This window comes from Streptomyces sp. NPDC039430, from assembly GCF_055639435.1.
In genome coordinates this window covers 804,897-824,158 of sequence record NZ_JBVKAK010000002.1, presented here as the reverse complement: position 1 = coordinate 824,158, position 19,262 = coordinate 804,897, and the positions used below count along the sequence as shown (strand labels likewise).

Sequence of the window (19,262 nt, the reverse complement as noted above, 5' to 3'; positions counted from 1 at the left end):
GGGCCTCCGGCCATCGGTCTGCCGGCGCTCGGGTGCCGTACTACTGGCTGCGCTGCCGCTCCGCCAGTAACGGAATCGCCGCGATCTTCTCGGTCGTCAGGTCGCCCCATACGAGACCACGCGGCCGACGAGGGCTGGTGCAGGAGATCACCTCGTCGGGCGTGACGATGTAGTCGACACTGAAGTCGTGCTCCGTCTCAGGGATGTCTTCCTCGATCACCTGGAGCCCGTGCACCGGAGCGACGATCACCGTTCGATCCGTCACCAGGCCCGCCTCGATCAGAAGTGCCACCTCAAGGTCGGAGTAACCCGCCCCCTTGCCGATGCGCGCGCCCGACCGGTTGACCGCGACGCTGCCGCACACCACCACATCGATCGGCCGCATGTCGTCGACGCCGACGCGACGAGCGACCTGCGACGCACCCTGTTTCCCGGCGGCCTCCTCGGCCGGGATTCCGAGGGAGTCGGGATCGAGCAGGTAGAACGGCTGGAGCGTCGCCATCCTCGGTACGGCCATATAGACCCGCTTGCCATCCTTCAGCGCACGGACACGTACCGGGAGCTGCGCATAGTCAGGGTTGGCCTTGACGGTGGCGGCTCGCTGCCAGACGTCCAGCTCGGCGAGCCCTTCCGCCGTCGCTTCAGCGCCGTAGAACCCGGGAATCTTGCCGTACGAGTCCCCGGGGGCGCCGCCTCCGGCTATGAGACGACGCCACACCATCTCCCGTACGGCCTGCTTGGCTTGGTCGATGCTCCGCACGCGCTCCACCTGTCCTCACATCGCGGCCATCAGAGCAAGAAGACGATCGTTGATGTCCTGCGCCCAGGGCTCTCGCCTCCAGTGTCGAAGCTCCCGACCGGCCGAGAACGCCAGATTAAGACCTCCACCGCCACGCGTCAGTTCCACGGCATCAATCGTCCGATGCATGGCGCCGGCCGCCTCGTCCAGCTTTCCTTGACGGAGGAGTGCGAGTGTCAGGTTCCCGAGCGCGATGGCCTGGCTCTTCTTCTTGGAGACCAGCGCACGGGTGGTCGTGCGGAGGATCGGCTCGGCCAGTTCCGGTCGGTCGAGGAACAGGTAGCACGATCCAGCGAGCCGGTTGAACTCGTTGATCGTGTAGTACCCGGCCGACACATCGTCGTCATTCACACGGTCGAACTGGGCCTCTGCCCTCCTCAGCGCGGCCTCGCACTCCTTGAGCTCGCCGGTCATGGCGTACCCCTCGGCAACGTGCAGCAGGCTCAGGCCGGTCAAGGACGGACTGGCCGGCTTCGCGACGTCGGCAGCCTGCTGCGCGAGCAGCACGCCTTGTTCTGGTTTCTTCTCGCCGTAGAGGGCCACGAAGCTCATGCGTAGCGTGGCGTACGACTCGGTCGAGGGATCACGCACATGGCGCGCGGCGCTCACCGCTTCCTCGAAGTAGCCGAGCGGTGCTTGGTGGTCGCGCCGTTGGCTGACGTCCCAGACCAGTTGCCCCATGAGCATTGCCGAGTCCGCTTCCACCTCATACAGAGCCCTGCGCACGCGCGCATCGGCGGCGTTCTCACGGAGGAACCGCACCTGCCCGTGAATGGCACCGGCGGGCCCCAGCAAGCTGGTGGACGACGCTTGATCGTAGGATTCGTCAACCTGTCGCAGCCGCTCGTGCAGATAGGCGACAACCAGCAGGTCGGCCGAAGCCGGGTTATCAAGCGCATAGTTCACACGTTCACTTGATCGCGCTTCAGTGATCGTCACATCATCCAGAGCGGCTTGCAGTTCTTCGCGGCTGATGTGGAACGCACGAGCGAGCTTCGGCCGTAACCAAGCCTGCGGCTCTGTTTCAGCACTCTCCCAGCGACCCACTGTCGAACGCTCGACACCCAGGTATCCGGCAAGGGACTCCTGTGTGAAGCCTGCCGACTTACGACGCTGAACGAGCCGTATCCGCTTCGCGGCCATCGCCCATCCCTCCGACTGACGCGGGGCGGGAAACAGCCTAGCCAATCGAGTGACGTCTCCGCAGGCCAGTCGATCGTATGCGGCGTGGATGCGGCATTCACGCGGCAATCATGCTGTGGGTTTCCCCAGGTCAAACCGGTTTCCTGGCCATCGGGTCGACCGACGGCGCAGTGGATACCCACCGCCGGTCGAGTCCTCATGTTCCACCAGGAGGAATGGATGCGACTTGGAATGTATGGATATATGAGGCTGGCTGCTTCCGATGAATACGGCGTCGAAGACGACGCCTTGCAAAACGAGATGGCGGCGCACGCCGAGCGTGAGGGCTTCGCGTTGGAGCGCATCTTCATCGAGCGGCTTCGCTCCAACGAACCTGCCTTCGACTGCCTGACGGACGCGCTCAGAACGAGCCGCATCCGCGACGTAATCGTGCCGTCCCTTTGGCACTTCGCCCGGCTTCCCGGTCTGCAGAGAGCGATGCGCGAACACATCGAACAGGAAATCGGCGCGCGGATCTGGATCATCCAGGGGGCACAACAGTGAAGGACGAAAAGGATTTCGCGTATGGCTATATGCGCGTCTTCTCTGATGAGGCCGAACAGGAGGCATACGAGGTGGAGCGAATCCTGCGGCGCTACGCCGAGGCCAACCATCTCCACCTCGGTGGTATCTACCACGAGTTCGTCAGCGGCTCACTCGACGGCTTCAACGAGATGGTCGACGTACTCAGATGCACTGGTGCGGGCAACGTGATCCTGCCGTCCCTCCGTCACCTCAGCGAGAACCGTGCGCTCCGGAAGGCGTTGCTGGACCGGCTGGAGTTCAGCTTCTCAATCGAGGTGCACTCCCTTGCTGAACACCACGCCCAAACCAGTGATCGGCTACGGGCCTGGGACCGGCTGACACTCGTCGCGTTGCCCACAGCAGTGGGCTGCGCACGGGCGTTCACCAAGGTGATGCTGCGATGGTGGAGAGCATCGCGCATCCTCGACGAGGCACTACTCGTGACCTCCGAGTTGGTCACGAACGCTGTTCAGGCCACCGAGGCGGAGCGCCTCATCGGAGTGCAGCTTCAGATCATTGACGACAGCGTGCTTGTCGAGGTCTGGGACGACAGCCCAGCTCTCCCCGTTCTGAAAGATCCTGATGCGGACGCCGAAATCGGGCGCGGCCTCTGCCTCGTAGACGAGTTGGCCAAGCGCTGGGGCACCTCTGAGGCGCCGGCCGGAGGAAAGATCGTCTGGGCTGAGCTGGCGCTTTCACAGCAATCAGAGCCGTTCACTGGACCCGCGCCACTTCCGCATCGAGTGCCGGGCAACCTGCGGGTACCGGAAGGGCCGGCCAAAGAGAAGGTCGAGACCGCGCTGATGCGGCGCGTCTTGGAAGGGTTGGGCAACCTGTGATGCCTCAATTCGAAGAACCTCAGCTGCCCACGGTGATTCACCGGATCGGGTCCCTGGTACTGGGATCAGACAGCTCCGACAGGCCTGCGGCCCGCTTCATGGTGGAGTGCGAGGATTGCCACGACACGTCCGACCCGGTGGACGACGTCCAGCGGATTACGGAGGCGTGGGCGCTCAATCACGCGGCCGACAACCCCGGCCATGAGTACTACCAACTCACGGCACACCGATTCTGGCGGGTGACCCGCGGTCCGGCGCGGGACGGTGCCGCCGCCCCCGGGCACGGCCGGGTCGCTTGTGCGGGCGGTGAAGGGGGGCGCGCAGGGGGCGTGGCCGGGACGTAGAGCGTGCTGTGTGGTGCGCGGACGCCCGGACCAACGACAGGGCAGAGTCCCGCCGTACGGGGGTCCGGGGGTGTCCCCGGAAAAGCACGGCATGCAGTCCCGGACGCGAGCCCCGTACCGAACCACCGGCGCCGGCCCAACGGACCCCGGACCACGCCCCCGCCGAAGGCGACGACGCTGCGCCGGGCTACGCCTCCGTCGGTTCCGGGGACGTCTCGGACAGCGACGGGTCGGGGCCGCTCACCGTCGTCTGTGGGGACGACGGTGGTGGCGCGGTGTCCGTGGGGTCCTCCGTGGGGTCCTCGCTCGGTGACGGGGACGACGGTGACGACGGCGGGGTCGACGGGCTCGTCGGCGGCTTGCTCGGGGAGGTCGGGGGCTTCGACGTGGGCTTGGACGGGCTGCCCGGCTTCGACGGGGTGTCGTCGGGGGACGACGCGCTGTCCGACGGTGTGCCCGACGGTGACGCCGAGTCGGACGGGCTCGCGCTGTCCGAGGGGACGGCGCTTCCCGAGGTGCTCGGTGCGGGGAGCTGGACGTCCGTGTTCGGGGGCGCCTCGTCGACGGGCTGGTCGGCCGGCGGGTCGCCCTCGCCGTTGTCCGGGTCCGGGGACTGTCCCGTACGGACCCTGTCCGTACCGGTGTTGTCGCTGCCCGAGGTCGCGCCGAGCGTCACCACCGTGCCCAGGACGGCCGCGAGTACCGCGCCCGCTCCCGCCGCGACCAGGTTGCGGCGGGCGCCGGGCGCCGGGCGGCGGCGGTGGGGTACAGGCGTCGGCGCGGTGCGGTACCCCGGTCCTGGCGCCGGGGTATCGCGCCGGGTGACCAGCGTGACGTTCTCGTCCGACAGCGCGGCCGGGGCCGCGGACACGTCGGGGGCGAGTCCCGGTCCCGCCCCCGGCGGGAGCGCCAACGGCGTGGACGTGCCCGGCCGGCCCGTCTCGCGGTCCGTGACCAGTGCCAGCGCCCTGCGTCCCGCGACCGTGCCGACCTTGTCGGCGACGGCCCCGCGCATGCCGATCGACGCCTCCAGCTCCGCGCGGGCGCGGTCCAGGTTTCCGACGCAGAGCGCGAGGATGCCCAACTCGTGGTGGAAGTACGCCTCTTCCGCGACTTCTCCGGCGATCCTGGCGGCCTCGGAGCCGGACCGCAGGACGCGTTCCCAGGCGCCCCAGTGGAGCCCCGCCAGGAAGGCGGGCGCGGCGCTGCGGGCCAGCAGGACGGCCGCGCTCGGGTGTCCCGACTCCTGTCCGGGGACCAGCGGACCCATCGCCGCGAGGATGGCGTCCGCCTCGGCGGCGACGCGTTCGGGGGTGACGGACGGGTGCGCCGCCCACCAGGCGTAGTGCTGGGCGGCGGTGTGCGCGTGGGCCACGGCGTCGTCCGCGTACCCCTTCGCCTCCAACTGCGTGACGACGCCCGGGGCGAGCCGGTAGCGCGCGCCGACCGGGGTGAGGAGGCCGCAGCTCATCAGTTCGCCGAGCGCGGCGTCCGCGTGGGTGTCGCCCACCAGGGCCGGCAGATGCGCCTGGTGCGGGACCTCACCGCCGAGCGCGACCGCGAACCGCAGGGTGGCGCGGGCGGCCTCGCTCAGCCGGGAGGCGAGCAGGACCGCGGGCGCGGCGCCCTCGCCGAGGGTGGGCAGCGGAATGTCGTAGCCGTCGGGGGTACCGGCGGTGAGCGACGGCGCGTCGTCGGAGACCCGCTCGAACGGCCGGACAAAGGGCTCGAACTCGTCGGAGGCCTCGGAGCTGCCGCGCAGTTGGTCGCGCTGCCGCAGCAGCGCGCCCGCCTGGACGAAGCGGACGGGCAGGCCCTCGGACTCGAACCAGAGGTCGCCCGCCCAGTTCGCCTCCTCGTCGGTGAGGGACCGTTCGACGACGCGCTCCAGCAGTTCCAGCGAGGAGCCGCGGCCGAGGCCGCCGAGCGCGACCTCCTCCAGGCCCGCGTCCGCGGACGGCGGGTCGGTGTCGGGGGTCGCTGCCAGCAGATAGGCGCATTCGGGCGTGGCGGCGAGGAGTTCGTCCAGCGTGTCCCCGCCCAGCTCCAGATCGTCCAGGACGACGACCGCGCCGATGCCATGGACCAGTTCGAGCAGTCCCGCGCGGTCGGGGCGGCAGCGCGTGGAGTGGTGAACGGCCGCGTACAGCTCATACAGCAGCTCGGTGGTGGTGCGCCGGTGGCCGGAGAGGCGTACGACTCCGTCGGGCGCGAGATCCGCGCAGTCCGCGGCGACGGCTTCGAGCAGTGCGGTACGTCCCGACCCCGGGGCGCCGGTGAGGCGTACGGACCGGCCGCGCCCCAGCAGCCCCGTCAGCCGCTCCCGTTCGGCACCGCGCTCCAGCAGCGGAAGGGGTGGTGCGGCGGGTCCCGGCGGTACGGACGGCCGGCCCGCGCGCTGGAGATCGGCGCGTTCGGCGGCGGTGCGCCGTGTGGGGGCGTCGGGCCCTCTGCCGGGCGGGCAGAGCTCGATCTCGCTGCCGTCGACGGGGTTGACGGTCAGCAGGTACTCGCCGGAGATGAGCTGGACGGTGCGGACGGGCGGTGGGGTGGTCACAGGCCCTGCGCCCTTGAGGTGCGCGAGAGCCGGGGTGACCTGGGCAGGGGTGATACGGGCGGGGCCGGCGTGGGAAGGCATCGCGGGCGCGGCCGCGGGCACGATGTCGGTGCCCGGCGGACGTGCCGAATCCGCGCTCTCAGCCGCGCGTTCGTCGTGACCGTACTCGTCCGGTCCCCGGTCTATCGGGTCCATGGTGAAAAGCTCCCCAGATCGTGGCGTGCGATGCCCCCCGGCCTCACACGCCCATCTGTCGCTTCTGGTGCCGGTGTCTGCGCCTACGGGTCAGTCAATCGGCAGACGGCCGAACCCTAGACCTCCGCAGGGTATCCGCGTCCAGCCGGGGTACCACGCCGTCCAAGACATCACGATCTCATGAGAATTGTGCGAGCTGGGACGGTCAGACCCGAGGGAGCGATTCCGCGGCGATTCCGCCCTCGATGGCGAGAATGCGGTGCAATCGGGTCGCCACCAGCAGTCGCTGCATCTGCGGTGGGACACCGCGCAGCACAAGCCTACGGCCGCACCGCCCCGCGCGTCGGTGGGCTCCCATGATGACGCCGAGTCCCGTGGCGTCCCAGGAGTCCAGTGCGGTCAGGTCGAGCACCAGATCGCCGACTCCGTCGTCGACCGCCGAGTGCAGGACCGTACGGGCGTCCGCCGCGCTGCGTACGTCGAGGCGGCCCCCGACGACCAGCTCGGCGTGGTCGCCCCTGATGTGCATATGCGCTCCCCGAGAGTGCTTTCCGTGCTCCGTAGTCTGTTCCGGTCTTCCAACAACTGACTGCCACGCGGCCGAAGAAGTTGCCGTCTGTAAGCGAACCGATATCGAATTCACCCTGTGGGGTGCGGTGCGGGTACCGGTGTGACGCGGCTCAGTGCTTGTAGAACCCCTGCCCGCTCTTGCGCCCGATGTCACCCGCGTCCACCATCCGGCGCATCAGCTCCGGCGGGGCGAACTTCTCGTCCTGCGACTCGGTGTAGATGTTGTCGGCCGCGTGGAGCAGGATGTCGACGCCCGTCAGGTCGGCTGTGGCGAGCGGGCCCATGGCGTGGCCGAACCCCAGCTTGCAGGCGATGTCGATGTCCTCGGCCGACGCGACGCCCGACTCGTAGAGCTTGGCGGCCTCGACGACGAGGGCGGAGATCAGCCGTGTGGTCACGAAGCCCGCCACATCGCGGTTGACGACGACGCACGTCTTGCCCACCGACTCGGCGAATTCCCGTGCCGCGGCGAGGGTTTCGTCGCTCGTCTTGTAGCCGCGCACCAGTTCGCACAGGCGCATCATCGGCACGGGCGAGAAGAAGTGCGTCCCGACGACGCTCTCCGGACGCCCGGTCACGGCCGCGATCTTGGTGATCGGGATCGCCGAGGTGTTGGAGGCGAGCACGGCGTCGTCCCGTACGAGCTTGTCGAGCGTACGGAAGATCTCGTGCTTGACGTCGAGCTTCTCGAAGACGGCCTCGACGACGATGTCGGCGTCGGCGACGGCGTCCAGGTCGGTGGTCGTGGTGATCCGGGCGAGCGCCGCGTCGGCGTCGGCCTCTTCGAGCTTGCCCTTGGCGACGAACTTGCCGTACGAGGCCCTGATCCCGTCGATGCCCCGGGCCAGCGCCGCGTCGGTGACATCACGCAGGACGACGTCCCAGCCCGCCTGCGCCGAGACCTGCGCGATTCCGGACCCCATGAGTCCGGCCCCGATGACGGCGAGCTTCTTTGCCACGACGCACCCCACGATTCCTGTTCGGCTTCTGTTCAGCCTTAACACCTGTTTACATGCGAGCTCTCTGCCGGAGATTAGCGGGCGCGGACGGTCAAGTGACGGTGAAGAGATGCGCGTCACGTCTCACATGACGGACATCACACCGACGGGGACCATCAGGCGTCGCGCACCGCGTACTTGAGCACCTTCCCCCCCAGCACCGCTTCCATGTCGTCCAGCAGAACGAGCGCTTCGCGCGACACCGGGCCCGGCTTCCCGCCCTCCATCATCCGCTGGGCGATCCGCGCCATGAGCGTCCCGTGCACCCAGGAGAGCTGGCCGGCCACGAGCGTGGGGAGCGTGTCGTCCTCGTCGGCGCCGGTCTCCTCCCGCAGCGTCCTGTCGAGATCGACGAGGACTTCGTGCTGGAGGAGTCCGAGCCGCGAGCCGAGGACGTGCGAGCCGTGCACGACCTCCATGAAGCGCGCGTACCCATCCGAGAGCCCGACGACGGGTGACACGGCCTCGACCAGTTCGCGCAGCTCGCGGAAGACGGCGTCCGAGGCGGACTCGCCCTTGCCCCGGCCCCGTACGTAGCGCGAGAGCCGGTCCACGATGGACTTGCTGCGGTCGAGGAAGAGGTCTTCCTTCGCCTCGAAGTAGTTGTAGACGGTGTTGACGGAGACATCCGCCGCCTCGGCCACCTCCGCGATCGTCACCGCGTCGAAGCCCCGCTCCAGGAAGAGACCCGTGGCCACATCCGAGATGTGCTGCCTGGTCTGGCGCTTCTTCCGTTCCCTGAGGCCCTCGGACATGCCCCCATCCTAGGCTTCGCTGCAACCGACGAAAATTTGGAGTCATTGCAAACTTTAAGAGATTCTGTTTTTCTGTGGCCATGCCCATCATCAGTACGGCCGGGCTCGCCCGGACCTTCCAGACCGGGAACGGACCCGTCGAGGCCGTTCGCGGTATCGATCTGACCGTCAGGACCGGCGAGATCATCGGTTTCCTCGGCCCCAACGGCGCCGGCAAGACCACCACCCTGCGGATGCTCACCACGCTGCTGCCGCCCACCGGGGGCGCGGCGACCGTCGCGGGCTTCGACCTGGAGCGCGAACCGGACGCCGTGCGGCGGAAGATCGGGTACGTCGCCCAGGCCGGCGGCGTCGACCCGCAGATCTCCGTACGCGAGGAACTGGTCACCCAGGGACGGCTCTACCGCCTCGGCACACCGGCCGCCGTCGACCGGGCCGGGGAACTGGCCCGCGATCTCGGCCTCATGGAGCTGCTCGACCGCCCGTGCGGCGCGCTCTCCGGCGGCCAGCGGCGCCGGCTCGACATCGCGCTGGGGCTCATCCACCGGCCCGAGGTGCTCTTCCTCGACGAGCCGACCACCGGACTCGACCCGGGCAGCCGGGCCGATCTGTGGGAGCTGATCCGCTCCGTCCGCGAGCGGTACGGCACGACCGTCTTCCTGACCACGCACTATCTGGACGAGGCGGACGAGCTGTCCGACCGGCTGATCGTGGTCGACCGGGGCGTGGTGGCCGCCGAGGGCACCCCGAGCGCGCTCAAGCACGCGTACGCGGGCTCCCCAGGCGCCACGCTCCAGGACACCTTCCTCGCGATCACGGGGCGCGGGCTCGCCCCGGGCGACACCGCGCCCGTGGCCGTATGACCGCCGTCCCCCGGCCCGCCCGCCACCGTCCGGCCCCAGGAGTCACACGATGACCGCGCTGCTGTCCGACACCGCGCTGATCTTCGGGCGCTACGCCCGCCAGACCCTGCGCTCCCGTTTCCAGATCTTCTTCGGCGTGCTGATGCCGCTGCTCCATCTGCTCTTCTTCGGTCCGTTGCTGACCGGGCTGCCGCTCGGCGGCGCGGGTGACTCCTGGCAGGTCCTCGTCCCCGGCCTGCTGCTCCAGCTCGCCCTGTTCGGCGCGCTCTTCGCCGGTTTCTCGGTCATCGTCGAGAAGCAGCTCGGTGTGGTGGAGCGGATGCGGGTCACGCCCGTCAGCCGGCTCGCGCTGCTGCTGGGGCGGGTGCTGCGGGACGCCGCGCTCCTCGTCCTCCAGGCGGTGCTGCTGGTGCTGGCCGCGCTGCTGATGGGGTTGCGGGCGCCGCTCGCCGGGGTCCTCATCGGCTTCGGGTTCGTGGCCGTGCTGACGGTCGCGCTCGCCTCGCTCTCGTACGCCCTCGCCCTCAGGATCCGCTCACCGCAGGAGTTCGGACCCGCCATCAACGCCGTGAGCATGCCCTCGATGCTGCTCTCCGGGCTGATGCTGCCGATGACGCTCGCGCCGGGCTGGCTGGACGTGCTGTCGCACTTCGTCCCGTTCCGCTATCTGGTGGACGCGGTCCGGGCCGGCTACGTGGGCGACTACGCCGGTACGGCCATGCTGTACGGCGCCCTGGCGGCGATCGCGCTCACGCTCGTATCCGTCACTGTCGGTACGCGAGTCTTCCGGAAGGCCGGGGCCTAACTACTCTGGCCATATGGTCAATCTGACGCGCATCTACACCCGCACCGGCGACAACGGCACGACGGCGCTCGGCGACATGAGCCGTACCGCCAAGACCGATCTGCGGATCGCCGCGTACGCCGACGCCAACGAGGCCAACGCGGCCATCGGTACGGCGATCGCCCTCGGGCAGCTGTCCCCCGAGCTCGTGAAGGTCCTCGTCCGGGTCCAGAACGACCTGTTCGACGTGGGCGCGGATCTGTCCGCGCCGGTGGTGGAGAAGCCGGAGTTCCCGCCGCTGCGCGTCGAGCAGCAGTACATCGACAAGCTGGAGGCGGACTGCGACGCGTTCCTGGCGGAGCTGGACAAGCTGCGCAGCTTCATCCTCCCCGGCGGCACCCCGGGCGCGGCGCTGCTGCACCAGGCGTGCACGGTCGTACGGCGCGCGGAGCGCTCCACCTGGGCGGCGCTCGACGTGCACGGCGCGACCATGAACGCGCTCACGGCCACTTATCTGAACCGCCTCTCCGACCTCCTGTTCATTCTGGCCCGCGTGGCCAACAAGGAGGTCGGAGACGTGCTCTGGGTTCCCGGCGGGGAGCGCTGAGGTCAGCTCCGCGCGCCGGCGGACGGGGGGCGTTCCACCCGGGTGGGTTCCGCCGCGTCCGCCGGGGGCTTCTTCGGCCAGAGCGTGTACGTCAGGGCGATCACGCCGTGGATACCGGCGATACGCGCCGCGTTGAGCTGCCACGCGACCAGCGACTCGGTGCTGCCCGCGTCGCCCACGTACCAGATCGCGAGCTGGAGCAGGACGGCCGCGACGGCGGCGGCCACGACCGTACGGAGCCACAGCCGGCCCTCGTGCCGGGCGCGGGCCATGCCGTACTCGGGCGGTTTGACGGGCGGGGGGCCGCCGGCGAAGCGGTGGGCGACCCAGCCGTCGATCCGCTTGATCGTGTAGTGGCCGTAGCCGATGGTGAAGCCGATGTACATCGCGGCCAGACCGTGCTTCCAGTCCGGCTCCGCGCCGTTCCTGAGGTCGATGGTCGTGACCACCAGCAGCACGACCTCCAGCAGCGGTTCCAGCAGCAGGACCGCCGCGCCGAGCCTCGGCATCCTGGCCAGGTAGCGCAGGATCAACCCCGCGGCCAGCAACGCCCAGAAGCCGACCTCGCAGGCGACGATCAGTGTGACGATCACGGCGCCTCTCCTTTCTGTCGGTTCCAGCCTCCCGTCCGTCCGGCCACGGGTCGTCGTCGTCAGTGACGAACCGCGACTGCATCCTTCGATGTACCGGGCGCTCGGCCCGGATGGGGAGGACGGTGGCCGACGGGCCGTGTTGGATGGGGGGATGATCGCTTCTCCCCGATCTGCCGCGTCTGTCCTCCCGCGCCGGCCCAGGCCCTCCCCCTCCCCCTCCCGCCGGCCGCACCGCGTCGACGTGCTGATCGCCCTCGCCGGTCTGGCCGGCGGCGTCGCCCTGTGGGCCGTGGGACTTCACACCCAGGGGGGCCGCCTGCTGCCCGGGGCCTGGGTGCTGCTGCCGCTGGCCGTCATGGCGGGAGTGGAGCTGCTGCGCAGATCGGCGCCGGGGACCGCGCTGGTCGTCGGCACGCTCGCGCTGGTCGCCGATCAGTTCACGCGGGGCAGTCTGGCGACGGTGGTGATGTTCACGGATGTGATCTACGCGGCCGTGCTCTACGGGACACCGGCCGCCGCCCGCCGTATCCCCTGGACCGCCGGGCTGATCACGGTCGCGGTGACGATCGGGTTCGTGACCTGGCTGCGAACGCCCGAGGCGCTGCTGCTCGGGGTGGTCACCGCGTTGGTCGGCTTCTTCCCGGCCAGTACCGGTGTTCTCGTACGCAACCACCGGGACGCCGCCGAGTCGGCCAGGCTGCGCGCCGAGCAGACGGCGCTGCTGGCCGAGATGGACCGGACCCAGGCGGTGGCGGCGGAGCGCGCGCGGATGGCCCGGGAGCTGCATGACATGGTCGCCAACCATCTCTCGGCGATCGCCATCCACTCGACGGCCGCGCTCTCGCTGGACGACGAGCGCACGAGCCGGGACGCGCTCGGCGTCATCCGGGAGAACAGCGTCGAGGGGCTGGCCGAGATGCGCCGGCTGATCGGGCTGCTGCGGGAGCGTGACGACACCGGCACGGTCTCCGCCGCGCCGACGCTGCGGGCCGTGGACACACTGCTGGAGCAGGCCCGTACGAACGGTGCCTCCAGCGGGCTGCGGTTCACGCTGGACGACCGGCGCGGCGAGGGCGCCGCCCTGCCCGCGCCCATCGATCTGGCCGCGTACCGCATCGTCCAGGAGTCGCTGACCAACGCCCTCAAGCACGCGGTCCCCGGCACGACCACCGTCGAGCTGGACGGCTCGGAGCGCGCGCTGACGGTACGGGTCCGCAGTCCGTTCGGTGACCGCCCCGGGCCGCGCGCGCCGGGGTCGGCCGCCGGTCTGATCGGGATGCGCGAACGGGTCGAGCTGCTGGACGGAGAGTTCGAGGCGGGTCCCGTCACGGGCGCCGACGGGGCGAAGATCTGGCTGGTGAGGGCCGAACTGCCGGTCATGGAAGGGCGGGAGAGAACATGACGATCCGGGTGCTGGTCGCGGAGGACCAGTCGGCGGTACGCGCGGGGCTGGTGCTCATTCTGCGCAGCGCGCCGGACATCGAGGTCGTCGGGGAGGCGTCGGACGGCGAGGAGGCGGTCGCGCTGGCCCGGGAGCTGCGGCCCGATCTGGTGCTGATGGATGTGCAGATGCCACGGCTCGACGGGGTGTCGGCGACCGGGAAGGTGGTCGCGGAGCGGCTGGCCGATGTGCTGGTGCTGACCACCTTCGATCTGGACGAGTATGTCTTCGGGGCGCTGCGCGCCGGGGCCTCGGGCTTTCTGCTGAAGAACGCGGAGGCCGGTGAACTGCTCGCGGCGGTCCGTACGGTGGCGCGCGGCGAGGGCCTGATCGCCCCGGCCGTCACCCGCAGGCTCATCGCCGAATTCGCGGCGCCGACCCCCGTACGCACCTCGGACGCGCCCGATCCGGAGATCCTGAAGCCCCTCACGCGCCGCGAGCGCGAGGTGCTTTCGTGCCTCGGTGAGGGGATGTCGAACGCCGAGATCGCGGGGCGTCTCACGATGGCCGAGGCGACCGTGAAAACCCATGTGAGCAGGCTGCTGGCCAAGTTGGGGCTGCGCAGCCGGGTGCAGGCAGCCGTCCTCGCGCAGGAGCTGGGAATCTGACCGGCGAACTCCCACCTTTGGTCTGGACCTATTGACGAGTGGTCCAGACCTTCCTACTCTCACCGCACACACTGCGGTGAGCCGTCGCAGGGTGAGCAGTGCACGGACCCACCCCGTTTTGTCCTGTACTCATCTGAGGAGCACGCTTGAACTCCCAATCCGCCCTCCCTGGAGCCCGGTTCAGATCCAGAGCCGTCGCGGGTCTCACCGCGCTGCTGCTGCCTCTCGCCGCGCTCGTCGGGCTGGCCACCCCCGCGCAGGCCGCCACCTCGGCGACCGCCACGTACACCAAAGCCTCCGACTGGGGCTCGGGCTTCGAGGGCAAGTGGACGGTGAAGAACACCGGAACCACCAGCCTCAGCTCCTGGACCGTCGAGTGGGACTTCCCCGCCGGTACGGCGGTGACCTCCGGCTGGGACGCCGACATCACCGGAGCGGCCAACCACTGGACCGCCAAGAACAAGACCTGGAACGGCACGCTCGCCCCCGGCGCGAGCGTCACCTTCGGCTTCAACGGCACCGGCGCGGGCGCCCCGACCGGCTGCAAGCTCAACGGCGGTTCGTGCGACGGCGGCCCGAGCGTCCCGGGCGACAACCCGCCCTCGGCGCCCGGCACCCCGGCCGCGAGCGAGATCACCAATACCTCGGTCAAGCTGAGCTGGACCGCGGCCACCGACGACAAGGGCGTCAAGAACTACGACGTCCTGCGGGACGGCGCGAAGGTCGCCACGGTCACCGGTACGACGTACACCAACACCGGTCTGACCGCGGGCACCGACTACTCGTACACCGTCCAGGCCCGTGACACGGCCGACCAGACGGGCCCGGTCAGCGGCGCCCGCGCGGTCCGCACCACCGGAGGCGACACGGGCCCCGGCCCGGGTCCCGGCAGCAAGGTCAAGCTCGGCTACTTCACCGAGTGGGGCGTCTACGGCCGGAACTACCACGTCAAGAACCTGGACACGTCCGGTTCCGCCGCCAAGATCACCCACATCAACTACGCCTTCGGCAATGTCACCGGCGGCAAGTGCACGGTCGGCGACTCCTACGCCGACTACGAGAAGGCGTACACCGCCGACCAGTCCGTCGACGGCGTCGCCGACACCTGGGACCAGCCGCTGCGCGGCAGCTTCAACCAGCTGCGCAAGCTCAAGGCCAAGTACCCGCACATCAAGGTCCTCTGGTCGTTCGGCGGCTGGACCTGGTCCGGCGGCTTCGGCCAGGCCGTGCAGAACCCGGCCGCCTTCGCGCAGTCCTGCTACGACCTGGTGGAGGACCCGCGCTGGGCCGATGTCTTCGACGGCATCGACCTGGACTGGGAGTACCCCAACGCCTGCGGTCTGACCTGTGACACCAGCGGCCCGGCGTCGTTCAAGAACATGATGCAGGCCATGCGCGCCAAGTTCGGCGCCAACAACCTGGTCACGGCGGCCACCACGGCGGACGCCTCGGCCGGCGGCAAGATCGACAAGGTCGACTACGCGGGCGCGGCCCAGTACATGGACTGGTTCAACGTCATGACGTACGACTTCTTCGGCGCCTTCGCCGCGCAGGGCCCGACGGCTCCGCACTCCCCGCTCACCTCGTACCCGGGCATCCCGCAGGCGGGCTTCAACTCCGCCGAGGCGATCGCCAAGTTCAAGGCGCAGGGCGTGCCGGCCAACAAGCTCCTGCTCGGTATCGGCTTCTACGGGCGCGGCTGGACCGGCGTGACCCAGGCGACCCCGGGCGGCACCGCGACCGGCGCCGCTCCCGGTACGTACGAGCCCGGCATCGAGGACTACAAGGTCCTCAAGAACACCTGCCCGCCCACCGGCACCATCGCGGGCACCTCGTACGCCAAGTGCGGCAGCAACTGGTGGAGTTACGACACCCCGGCCACCATCACGTCCAAGATGGCCTGGGCGAAGCAGCAGAGCCTGGGAGGCGCCTTCTTCTGGGACTTCACGGGCGACACCGCCAACGGCGAGCTGGTGACCGCGATCAACAGCGGTCTCGGATAGCCCGAGCGGCACAGATGACCCGAACGGCACAGTGAAGGGGGCGGCGCCCGAGCGCCGCCCCCTTCTTCACGTTCACTGAGGTCTTCACGTCCGCTGAGGCCCCGCCAGGACGCCGGGGCTCAGGCCACGTTCACCCGCTGCCCCGGAGGAGCCGCCTCCAGCCAGGCGAGGAAACCGGTGAGGGCGTCATCACTCATCGCCAGCTCCAGCCGGACATCGCGGTGCGCGCAGCCCAGAATGACCGCGTCGGAGAGCAGCGCCAGCTCCTCCTCGCCCTCGGGCGCGCGGCGCGACAGCACCTCGATCGCGGAGCGCTCCAGCGTGCGGCGCGGGCGCGGGGCGTAGGAGAAGACCCGGAACCAGTTGATGCGGTCGCCGTTGTAGCGGGCGACGCCGTACACCCAGCCCTTGCCGGAGAGATCGGGCTCCGCCGGTACGTTCCAGCGCAGACTGCAGTCGAACGTCCCGCCGGAGCGCTGGATCAGCCGCCGGCGCAGACCGAAGACGAAGAGCCCCACCGCAACCAGTACGACGACCAGTCCGCAAATGAGCAGAGCGAGGACCATCAAACACCGACCTCCTCGCCTCATTCAGTACCGGAACAGGAACCGCACCCGCATCGCCTCAGCCGCGACCCGGTCCGGAGGGATCCGGAACGAGCCGCGGCTGAGGATAAATCAGTGGTGACAGCGCTCAGCGCACCGCCACCGCACGCAGTCGGACGTCGGCGCGCCGTTCGGCGGCGTCGTCGTCACCCGACTTCGCGCGCTCCAGCGCACGCTCGGCGCGCTGGGTGTCGATCTCATCCGCCAGCTCGGCGATCTCCGCCAGCAGCGAAAGCTTGTTGTCGGCGAACGAGAGGAAGCCGCCGTGCACAGCGGCCACGACCGTTTCGCCCTCACTCGTACGAATGGTCACCGGGCCCGACTCCAGCACACCGAGCAGCGGCTGGTGACCGGGCATGACGCCGATGTCGCCGGACGCGGTGCGCGCGACGACCAGGGTGGCCTCGCCGGACCAGATACTGCGGTCAGCGGCGACCAGCTCGACATGCAGCTCAGCAGCCAAGGGTGGCTCCTCGGGTCACCACCCGGCCGTATCGCCGGGTGTTGGCTTCAATTCTATGGGGTGTCGATAAGAGCGACGGAGGGGGGCGGGAGGTACCCGCCCCCCTCCATGCGCCGACGGGTCAGGAGACGCCGAGTTCCTTGGCCTTGGCCTTCAGGTCCTCGATGCCACCGCACATGAAGAACGCCTGCTCGGGGAAGTGGTCGTACTCCCCGTCACAGATCGCGTTGAACGCGGCGATCGACTCGTCGAGCGGCACGTCGGAACCGTCCAGGCCGGTGAACTGCTTGGCGGCGTGGGTGTTCTGCGACAGGAAGCGCTCGACGCGACGGGCACGGTGGACAACGAGCTTGTCCTCCTCGCCCAGCTCGTCGATACCGAGGATCGCGATGATGTCCTGGAGGTCCTTGTACTTCTGCAGGATTCCCTTGACGCGGCTGGCCGCGTCGTAGTGGGCCTGCGAGATGTAGCGCGGGTCCAGGATGCGGGACGTCGAGTCCAGCGGGTCCACCGCCGGGTAGATGCCCTTCTCCGAGATCGGACGCGACAGCACGGTCGTCGCGTCGAGGTGCGCGAAGGTCGTGGCCGGCGCCGGGTCGGTCAGGTCGTCGGCGGGGACGTAGATCGCCTGCATCGAGGTGATCGAGTGACCGCGGGTCGACGTGATGCGCTCCTGGAGCACACCCATCTCGTCCGCCAGGGTCGGCTGGTAACCCACCGCGGACGGCATACGGCCGAGCAGCGTGGAGACCTCGGAACCGGCCTGGGTGAAGCGGAAGATGTTGTCGATGAAGAGCAGCACGTCCTGCTTCTGCACATCGCGGAAGTACTCCGCCATGGTCAGCGCGGAGAGCGCCACACGCAGACGCGTGCCCGGCGGCTCGTCCATCTGGCCGAAGACCAGCGCGGTCTTGTCCAGCACGCCGGAGTCGGTCATCTCGTCGATGAGGTCGTTGCCCTCACGGGTGCGCTCACCGACACCGGCGAACACGGAAACACCGTCGTGCAGCTTGGCCACACGCATGATCATTTCCTGGATGAGGACCGTCTTGCCGACGCCCGCGCCACCGAACAGACCGATCTTGCCGCCCTTGACGTACGGGGTCAGCAGGTCGACGACCTTCAGGCCGGTCTCGAACATCTCGGTCTTGGACTCAAGCTGGTCGAAGGCCGGGGCCTTGCGGTGGATCGGCCAGCGCTCCGTGATCTGGGACTCGGCCTCGGGCTCGTTCAGGATCTGACCGAGGGTGTTGAACACCTTGCCCTTGGTCACATCGCCGACCGGAACGGTGATGCCGTTGCCCGTGTCGGTCACCGGGGCCTGGCGGACCAGACCGTCGGTGGGCTGCATCGAGACCGCGCGGACCACACCGTCGCCCAGGTGCTGGGCGACTTCGAGGGTCAGCGTCTTGAGCTTGCCCTCCTCGGCCGGGTCGGCGACCTCGACGTGCAGCGCGTTGTAGATGTCCGGCATCGCGTCGACGGGGAACTCCACGTCGACGACCGGGCCGATGACCCGGGCAACGCGGCCCGTGGCTGCGGCCGTCTCAACAGTGGTCGTCATTAATTTTCACTCCCCGCGGTCGCGTCGGCCAGGGCGCTCGCGCCACCGACGATCTCGCTGATTTCCTGGGTGATTTCGGCCTGGCGGGCCGCGTTGGCAAGCCGGGAGAGGCTCTTGATGAGGTCCCCGGCGTTGTCGGTCGCCGACTTCATCGCGCGGCGGGTGGCAGCGTGCTTGGAAGCGGCGGCCTGGAGCAGCGCGTTGTAGATACGGCTCTCGACGTAGCGCGGCAGCAGGGCGTCGAGGACGTCCTCCGCCGACGGCTCGAAGTCGAAGAGCGGAAGGATCTCGCCCTTCCCCGTGGCGGCAGCCGCTGATGTGCCCGTCGACTCCTCGGCCGCCCCCGCGGCGGCAGCCGCTGATGTCTGCGTCAGGCTGAGCGGCAGCAGCCGGTGCTGCACCGGCGTCTGCGTCAGCATCGACACGAACTCGGTGAAGACGATGTGGAGCTCGTCCACGCCGCCCTCGGCCGTGTCCTGCTGGACGGCCGCGATCAGCGGCGCCGCGACCTGCTTGGCGTCCGCGTACGTCGGGCTGTCGGTGAAGCCGCTCCACGAGTCCGTGACCTTGCGCTCACGGAAGCCGTAGTAGGCGACACCCTTGCGGCCGACGATGTACGTGTCGACCTCCTTGCCCTCACCGCGGAGCCGCTCGGTGAGCCGCTCCGCCGCCTTGATGGCGTTCGAGGAGTAGCCGCCGGCCAGACCGCGGTCGCTCGTGACGAGCAGGACCGCGGCGCGGGTCGGCGTCTCCGCCTCGGTGGTCAGGGGGTGCTTGGTCGTCGACCCCGTCGCCACCGCGGTGACCGCGCGGGTCAGCTCGGTCGCGTACGGAGTGGAGGCCGCCACCTGGCGCTGCGCCTTGACGATGCGCGAGGCGGCGATCATCTCCATCGCCTTGGTGATCTTCTTGGTCGCGGTGACGGATTTGATGCGACGCTTGTAGACCCGGAGCTGGGCTCCCATGA

Annotated in this window: 20 protein-coding genes; 9 read left to right on the top strand and 11 right to left on the bottom strand. The window is 69.3% G+C overall.

Translation table 11 applies throughout. The features are described 5' to 3' along the window. Window positions 1-40 precede the first annotated feature (40 nt). Together ACZ7LS_RS08760 and ACZ7LS_RS08755 are read right to left on the bottom strand one after the other, a co-directional pair. Window positions 41-760, bottom strand: a complete 720-nt coding sequence (locus ACZ7LS_RS08760) for a 5-formyltetrahydrofolate cyclo-ligase (RefSeq protein WP_382517703.1) — start codon at window positions 758-760, stop codon at window positions 41-43. A 15-nt stretch (window positions 761-775) separates the two neighbouring features. Further along, window positions 776-1,942 (bottom strand): helix-turn-helix transcriptional regulator, encoded by a 1,167-nt coding sequence (locus tag ACZ7LS_RS08755; protein WP_385133246.1) that lies wholly within the window; start codon window positions 1,940-1,942, stop codon window positions 776-778. Window positions 1,943-2,185: 243 nt separating this feature from the next. On the opposite strand from ACZ7LS_RS08755, the gene ACZ7LS_RS08750 reads away from it, so the two are divergent. The 3 genes from ACZ7LS_RS08750 to ACZ7LS_RS08740 are packed head-to-tail and all read left to right on the top strand — an operon-like array spanning window position 2,186 to window position 3,689. After that, window positions 2,186-2,485, top strand: a complete 300-nt coding sequence (locus ACZ7LS_RS08750) for a hypothetical protein (protein WP_382517710.1) — start codon at window positions 2,186-2,188, stop codon at window positions 2,483-2,485. After that, window positions 2,482-3,345 carry an ATP-binding protein gene (locus ACZ7LS_RS08745; RefSeq protein WP_385133249.1) on the top strand — a complete coding sequence of 288 codons (864 nt, stop codon included), beginning with the start codon at window positions 2,482-2,484 and terminating at the stop codon, window positions 3,343-3,345. The genes ACZ7LS_RS08750 and ACZ7LS_RS08745 overlap by 4 nt, the downstream gene beginning before the upstream one ends. Further along, entirely contained in the window at window positions 3,345-3,689 is a 345-nt protein-coding gene (locus ACZ7LS_RS08740) for a DUF7848 domain-containing protein (RefSeq protein WP_469448306.1), read from the top strand. Before ACZ7LS_RS08745 ends, ACZ7LS_RS08740 begins: the two co-directional genes overlap by 1 nt. A gap of 187 nt (window positions 3,690-3,876) precedes the next feature. Here the strand turns inward: ACZ7LS_RS08740 and ACZ7LS_RS08735 are convergent, their stop codons facing one another. From ACZ7LS_RS08735 to ACZ7LS_RS08720, 4 genes are all read right to left on the bottom strand, one after another. Continuing rightward, window positions 3,877-6,441 (bottom strand): ATP-binding protein, encoded by a 2,565-nt coding sequence (locus ACZ7LS_RS08735; protein ID WP_385133251.1) that lies wholly within the window; start codon window positions 6,439-6,441, stop codon window positions 3,877-3,879. 205 nt (window positions 6,442-6,646) lie between these two features. Then, the gene (locus ACZ7LS_RS08730; RefSeq protein WP_030351976.1) at window positions 6,647-6,970 is read right to left on the bottom strand and encodes an STAS domain-containing protein; all 324 of its coding nucleotides are present in this window, start codon (window positions 6,968-6,970) and stop codon (window positions 6,647-6,649) included. A 151-nt stretch (window positions 6,971-7,121) separates the two neighbouring features. Further along, window positions 7,122-7,970 (bottom strand): 3-hydroxyacyl-CoA dehydrogenase family protein, encoded by an 849-nt coding sequence (locus ACZ7LS_RS08725; RefSeq protein ID WP_382517719.1) that lies wholly within the window; start codon window positions 7,968-7,970, stop codon window positions 7,122-7,124. A gap of 155 nt (window positions 7,971-8,125) precedes the next feature. Then, entirely contained in the window at window positions 8,126-8,764 is a 639-nt protein-coding gene (locus tag ACZ7LS_RS08720) for a TetR/AcrR family transcriptional regulator (RefSeq protein ID WP_382874727.1), read from the bottom strand. 80 nt (window positions 8,765-8,844) lie between these two features. Here ACZ7LS_RS08720 and ACZ7LS_RS08715 point away from each other — a divergent pair, with 80 nt between their 5' ends. Genes ACZ7LS_RS08715 through ACZ7LS_RS08705 form a run of 3 tightly spaced genes read left to right on the top strand, consistent with a single transcriptional unit; the run spans window position 8,845 to window position 11,018 of the window. After that, window positions 8,845-9,627 (top strand): ABC transporter ATP-binding protein, encoded by a 783-nt coding sequence (locus ACZ7LS_RS08715; protein WP_385133256.1) that lies wholly within the window; start codon window positions 8,845-8,847, stop codon window positions 9,625-9,627. 49 nt (window positions 9,628-9,676) lie between these two features. Beyond that, a complete protein-coding gene (locus tag ACZ7LS_RS08710; protein ID WP_385133259.1) occupies window positions 9,677-10,432 on the top strand; it encodes an ABC transporter permease in 756 nt (251 codons plus the stop codon). 13 nt (window positions 10,433-10,445) lie between these two features. Continuing rightward, window positions 10,446-11,018 carry a cob(I)yrinic acid a,c-diamide adenosyltransferase gene (locus ACZ7LS_RS08705; RefSeq protein WP_382517730.1) on the top strand — a complete coding sequence of 191 codons (573 nt, stop codon included), beginning with the start codon at window positions 10,446-10,448 and terminating at the stop codon, window positions 11,016-11,018. A 2-nt stretch (window positions 11,019-11,020) separates the two neighbouring features. Here the strand turns inward: ACZ7LS_RS08705 and ACZ7LS_RS08700 are convergent, their stop codons facing one another. Then, the gene (locus ACZ7LS_RS08700; RefSeq protein WP_382517733.1) at window positions 11,021-11,611 is read right to left on the bottom strand and encodes a hypothetical protein; all 591 of its coding nucleotides are present in this window, start codon (window positions 11,609-11,611) and stop codon (window positions 11,021-11,023) included. An 88-nt stretch (window positions 11,612-11,699) separates the two neighbouring features. Between ACZ7LS_RS08700 and ACZ7LS_RS08695 the strand changes: the two genes are divergently transcribed. The 3 genes from ACZ7LS_RS08695 to ACZ7LS_RS08685 all read left to right on the top strand — a co-directional run bounded on the left by ACZ7LS_RS08695 (window position 11,700) and on the right by ACZ7LS_RS08685 (window position 15,663). Beyond that, window positions 11,700-13,013: a sensor histidine kinase gene (locus tag ACZ7LS_RS08695; RefSeq protein ID WP_385133262.1), complete on the top strand. Its 1,314-nt coding sequence runs from the start codon at window positions 11,700-11,702 to the stop codon at window positions 13,011-13,013. Further along, window positions 13,010-13,660, top strand: a complete 651-nt coding sequence (locus tag ACZ7LS_RS08690; protein ID WP_385133265.1) for a response regulator — start codon at window positions 13,010-13,012, stop codon at window positions 13,658-13,660. The genes ACZ7LS_RS08695 and ACZ7LS_RS08690 overlap by 4 nt, the downstream gene beginning before the upstream one ends. Before the next feature lie 146 nt (window positions 13,661-13,806). Further along, window positions 13,807-15,663 (top strand): glycosyl hydrolase family 18 protein, encoded by a 1,857-nt coding sequence (locus ACZ7LS_RS08685; RefSeq protein WP_382517742.1) that lies wholly within the window; start codon window positions 13,807-13,809, stop codon window positions 15,661-15,663. Between the two features lie 119 nt (window positions 15,664-15,782). Here ACZ7LS_RS08685 and ACZ7LS_RS08680 read toward each other — a convergent pair whose 3' ends face one another. The 4 genes from ACZ7LS_RS08680 to ACZ7LS_RS08665 all read right to left on the bottom strand — a co-directional run bounded on the left by ACZ7LS_RS08680 (window position 15,783) and on the right by ACZ7LS_RS08665 (window position 19,260). Continuing rightward, window positions 15,783-16,229, bottom strand: coding sequence for a DUF2550 domain-containing protein (locus tag ACZ7LS_RS08680; protein WP_129771300.1), 447 nt, complete (start codon window positions 16,227-16,229; stop codon window positions 15,783-15,785). A gap of 127 nt (window positions 16,230-16,356) precedes the next feature. Further along, on the bottom strand, window positions 16,357-16,731 hold the full coding sequence (locus ACZ7LS_RS08675) for a F0F1 ATP synthase subunit epsilon (protein WP_129771299.1): 375 nt from the start codon (window positions 16,729-16,731) through the stop codon (window positions 16,357-16,359). Window positions 16,732-16,852: 121 nt separating this feature from the next. Then, complete coding sequence (gene atpD / locus ACZ7LS_RS08670) at window positions 16,853-18,295, bottom strand: F0F1 ATP synthase subunit beta (protein ID WP_129771298.1); 1,443 nt, start codon at window positions 18,293-18,295, stop codon at window positions 16,853-16,855. Then, on the bottom strand, window positions 18,295-19,260 hold the full coding sequence (locus ACZ7LS_RS08665) for a F0F1 ATP synthase subunit gamma (protein WP_382875746.1): 966 nt from the start codon (window positions 19,258-19,260) through the stop codon (window positions 18,295-18,297). The genes atpD and ACZ7LS_RS08665 overlap by 1 nt, the downstream gene beginning before the upstream one ends. Window positions 19,261-19,262: the final 2 nt, after the last annotated feature.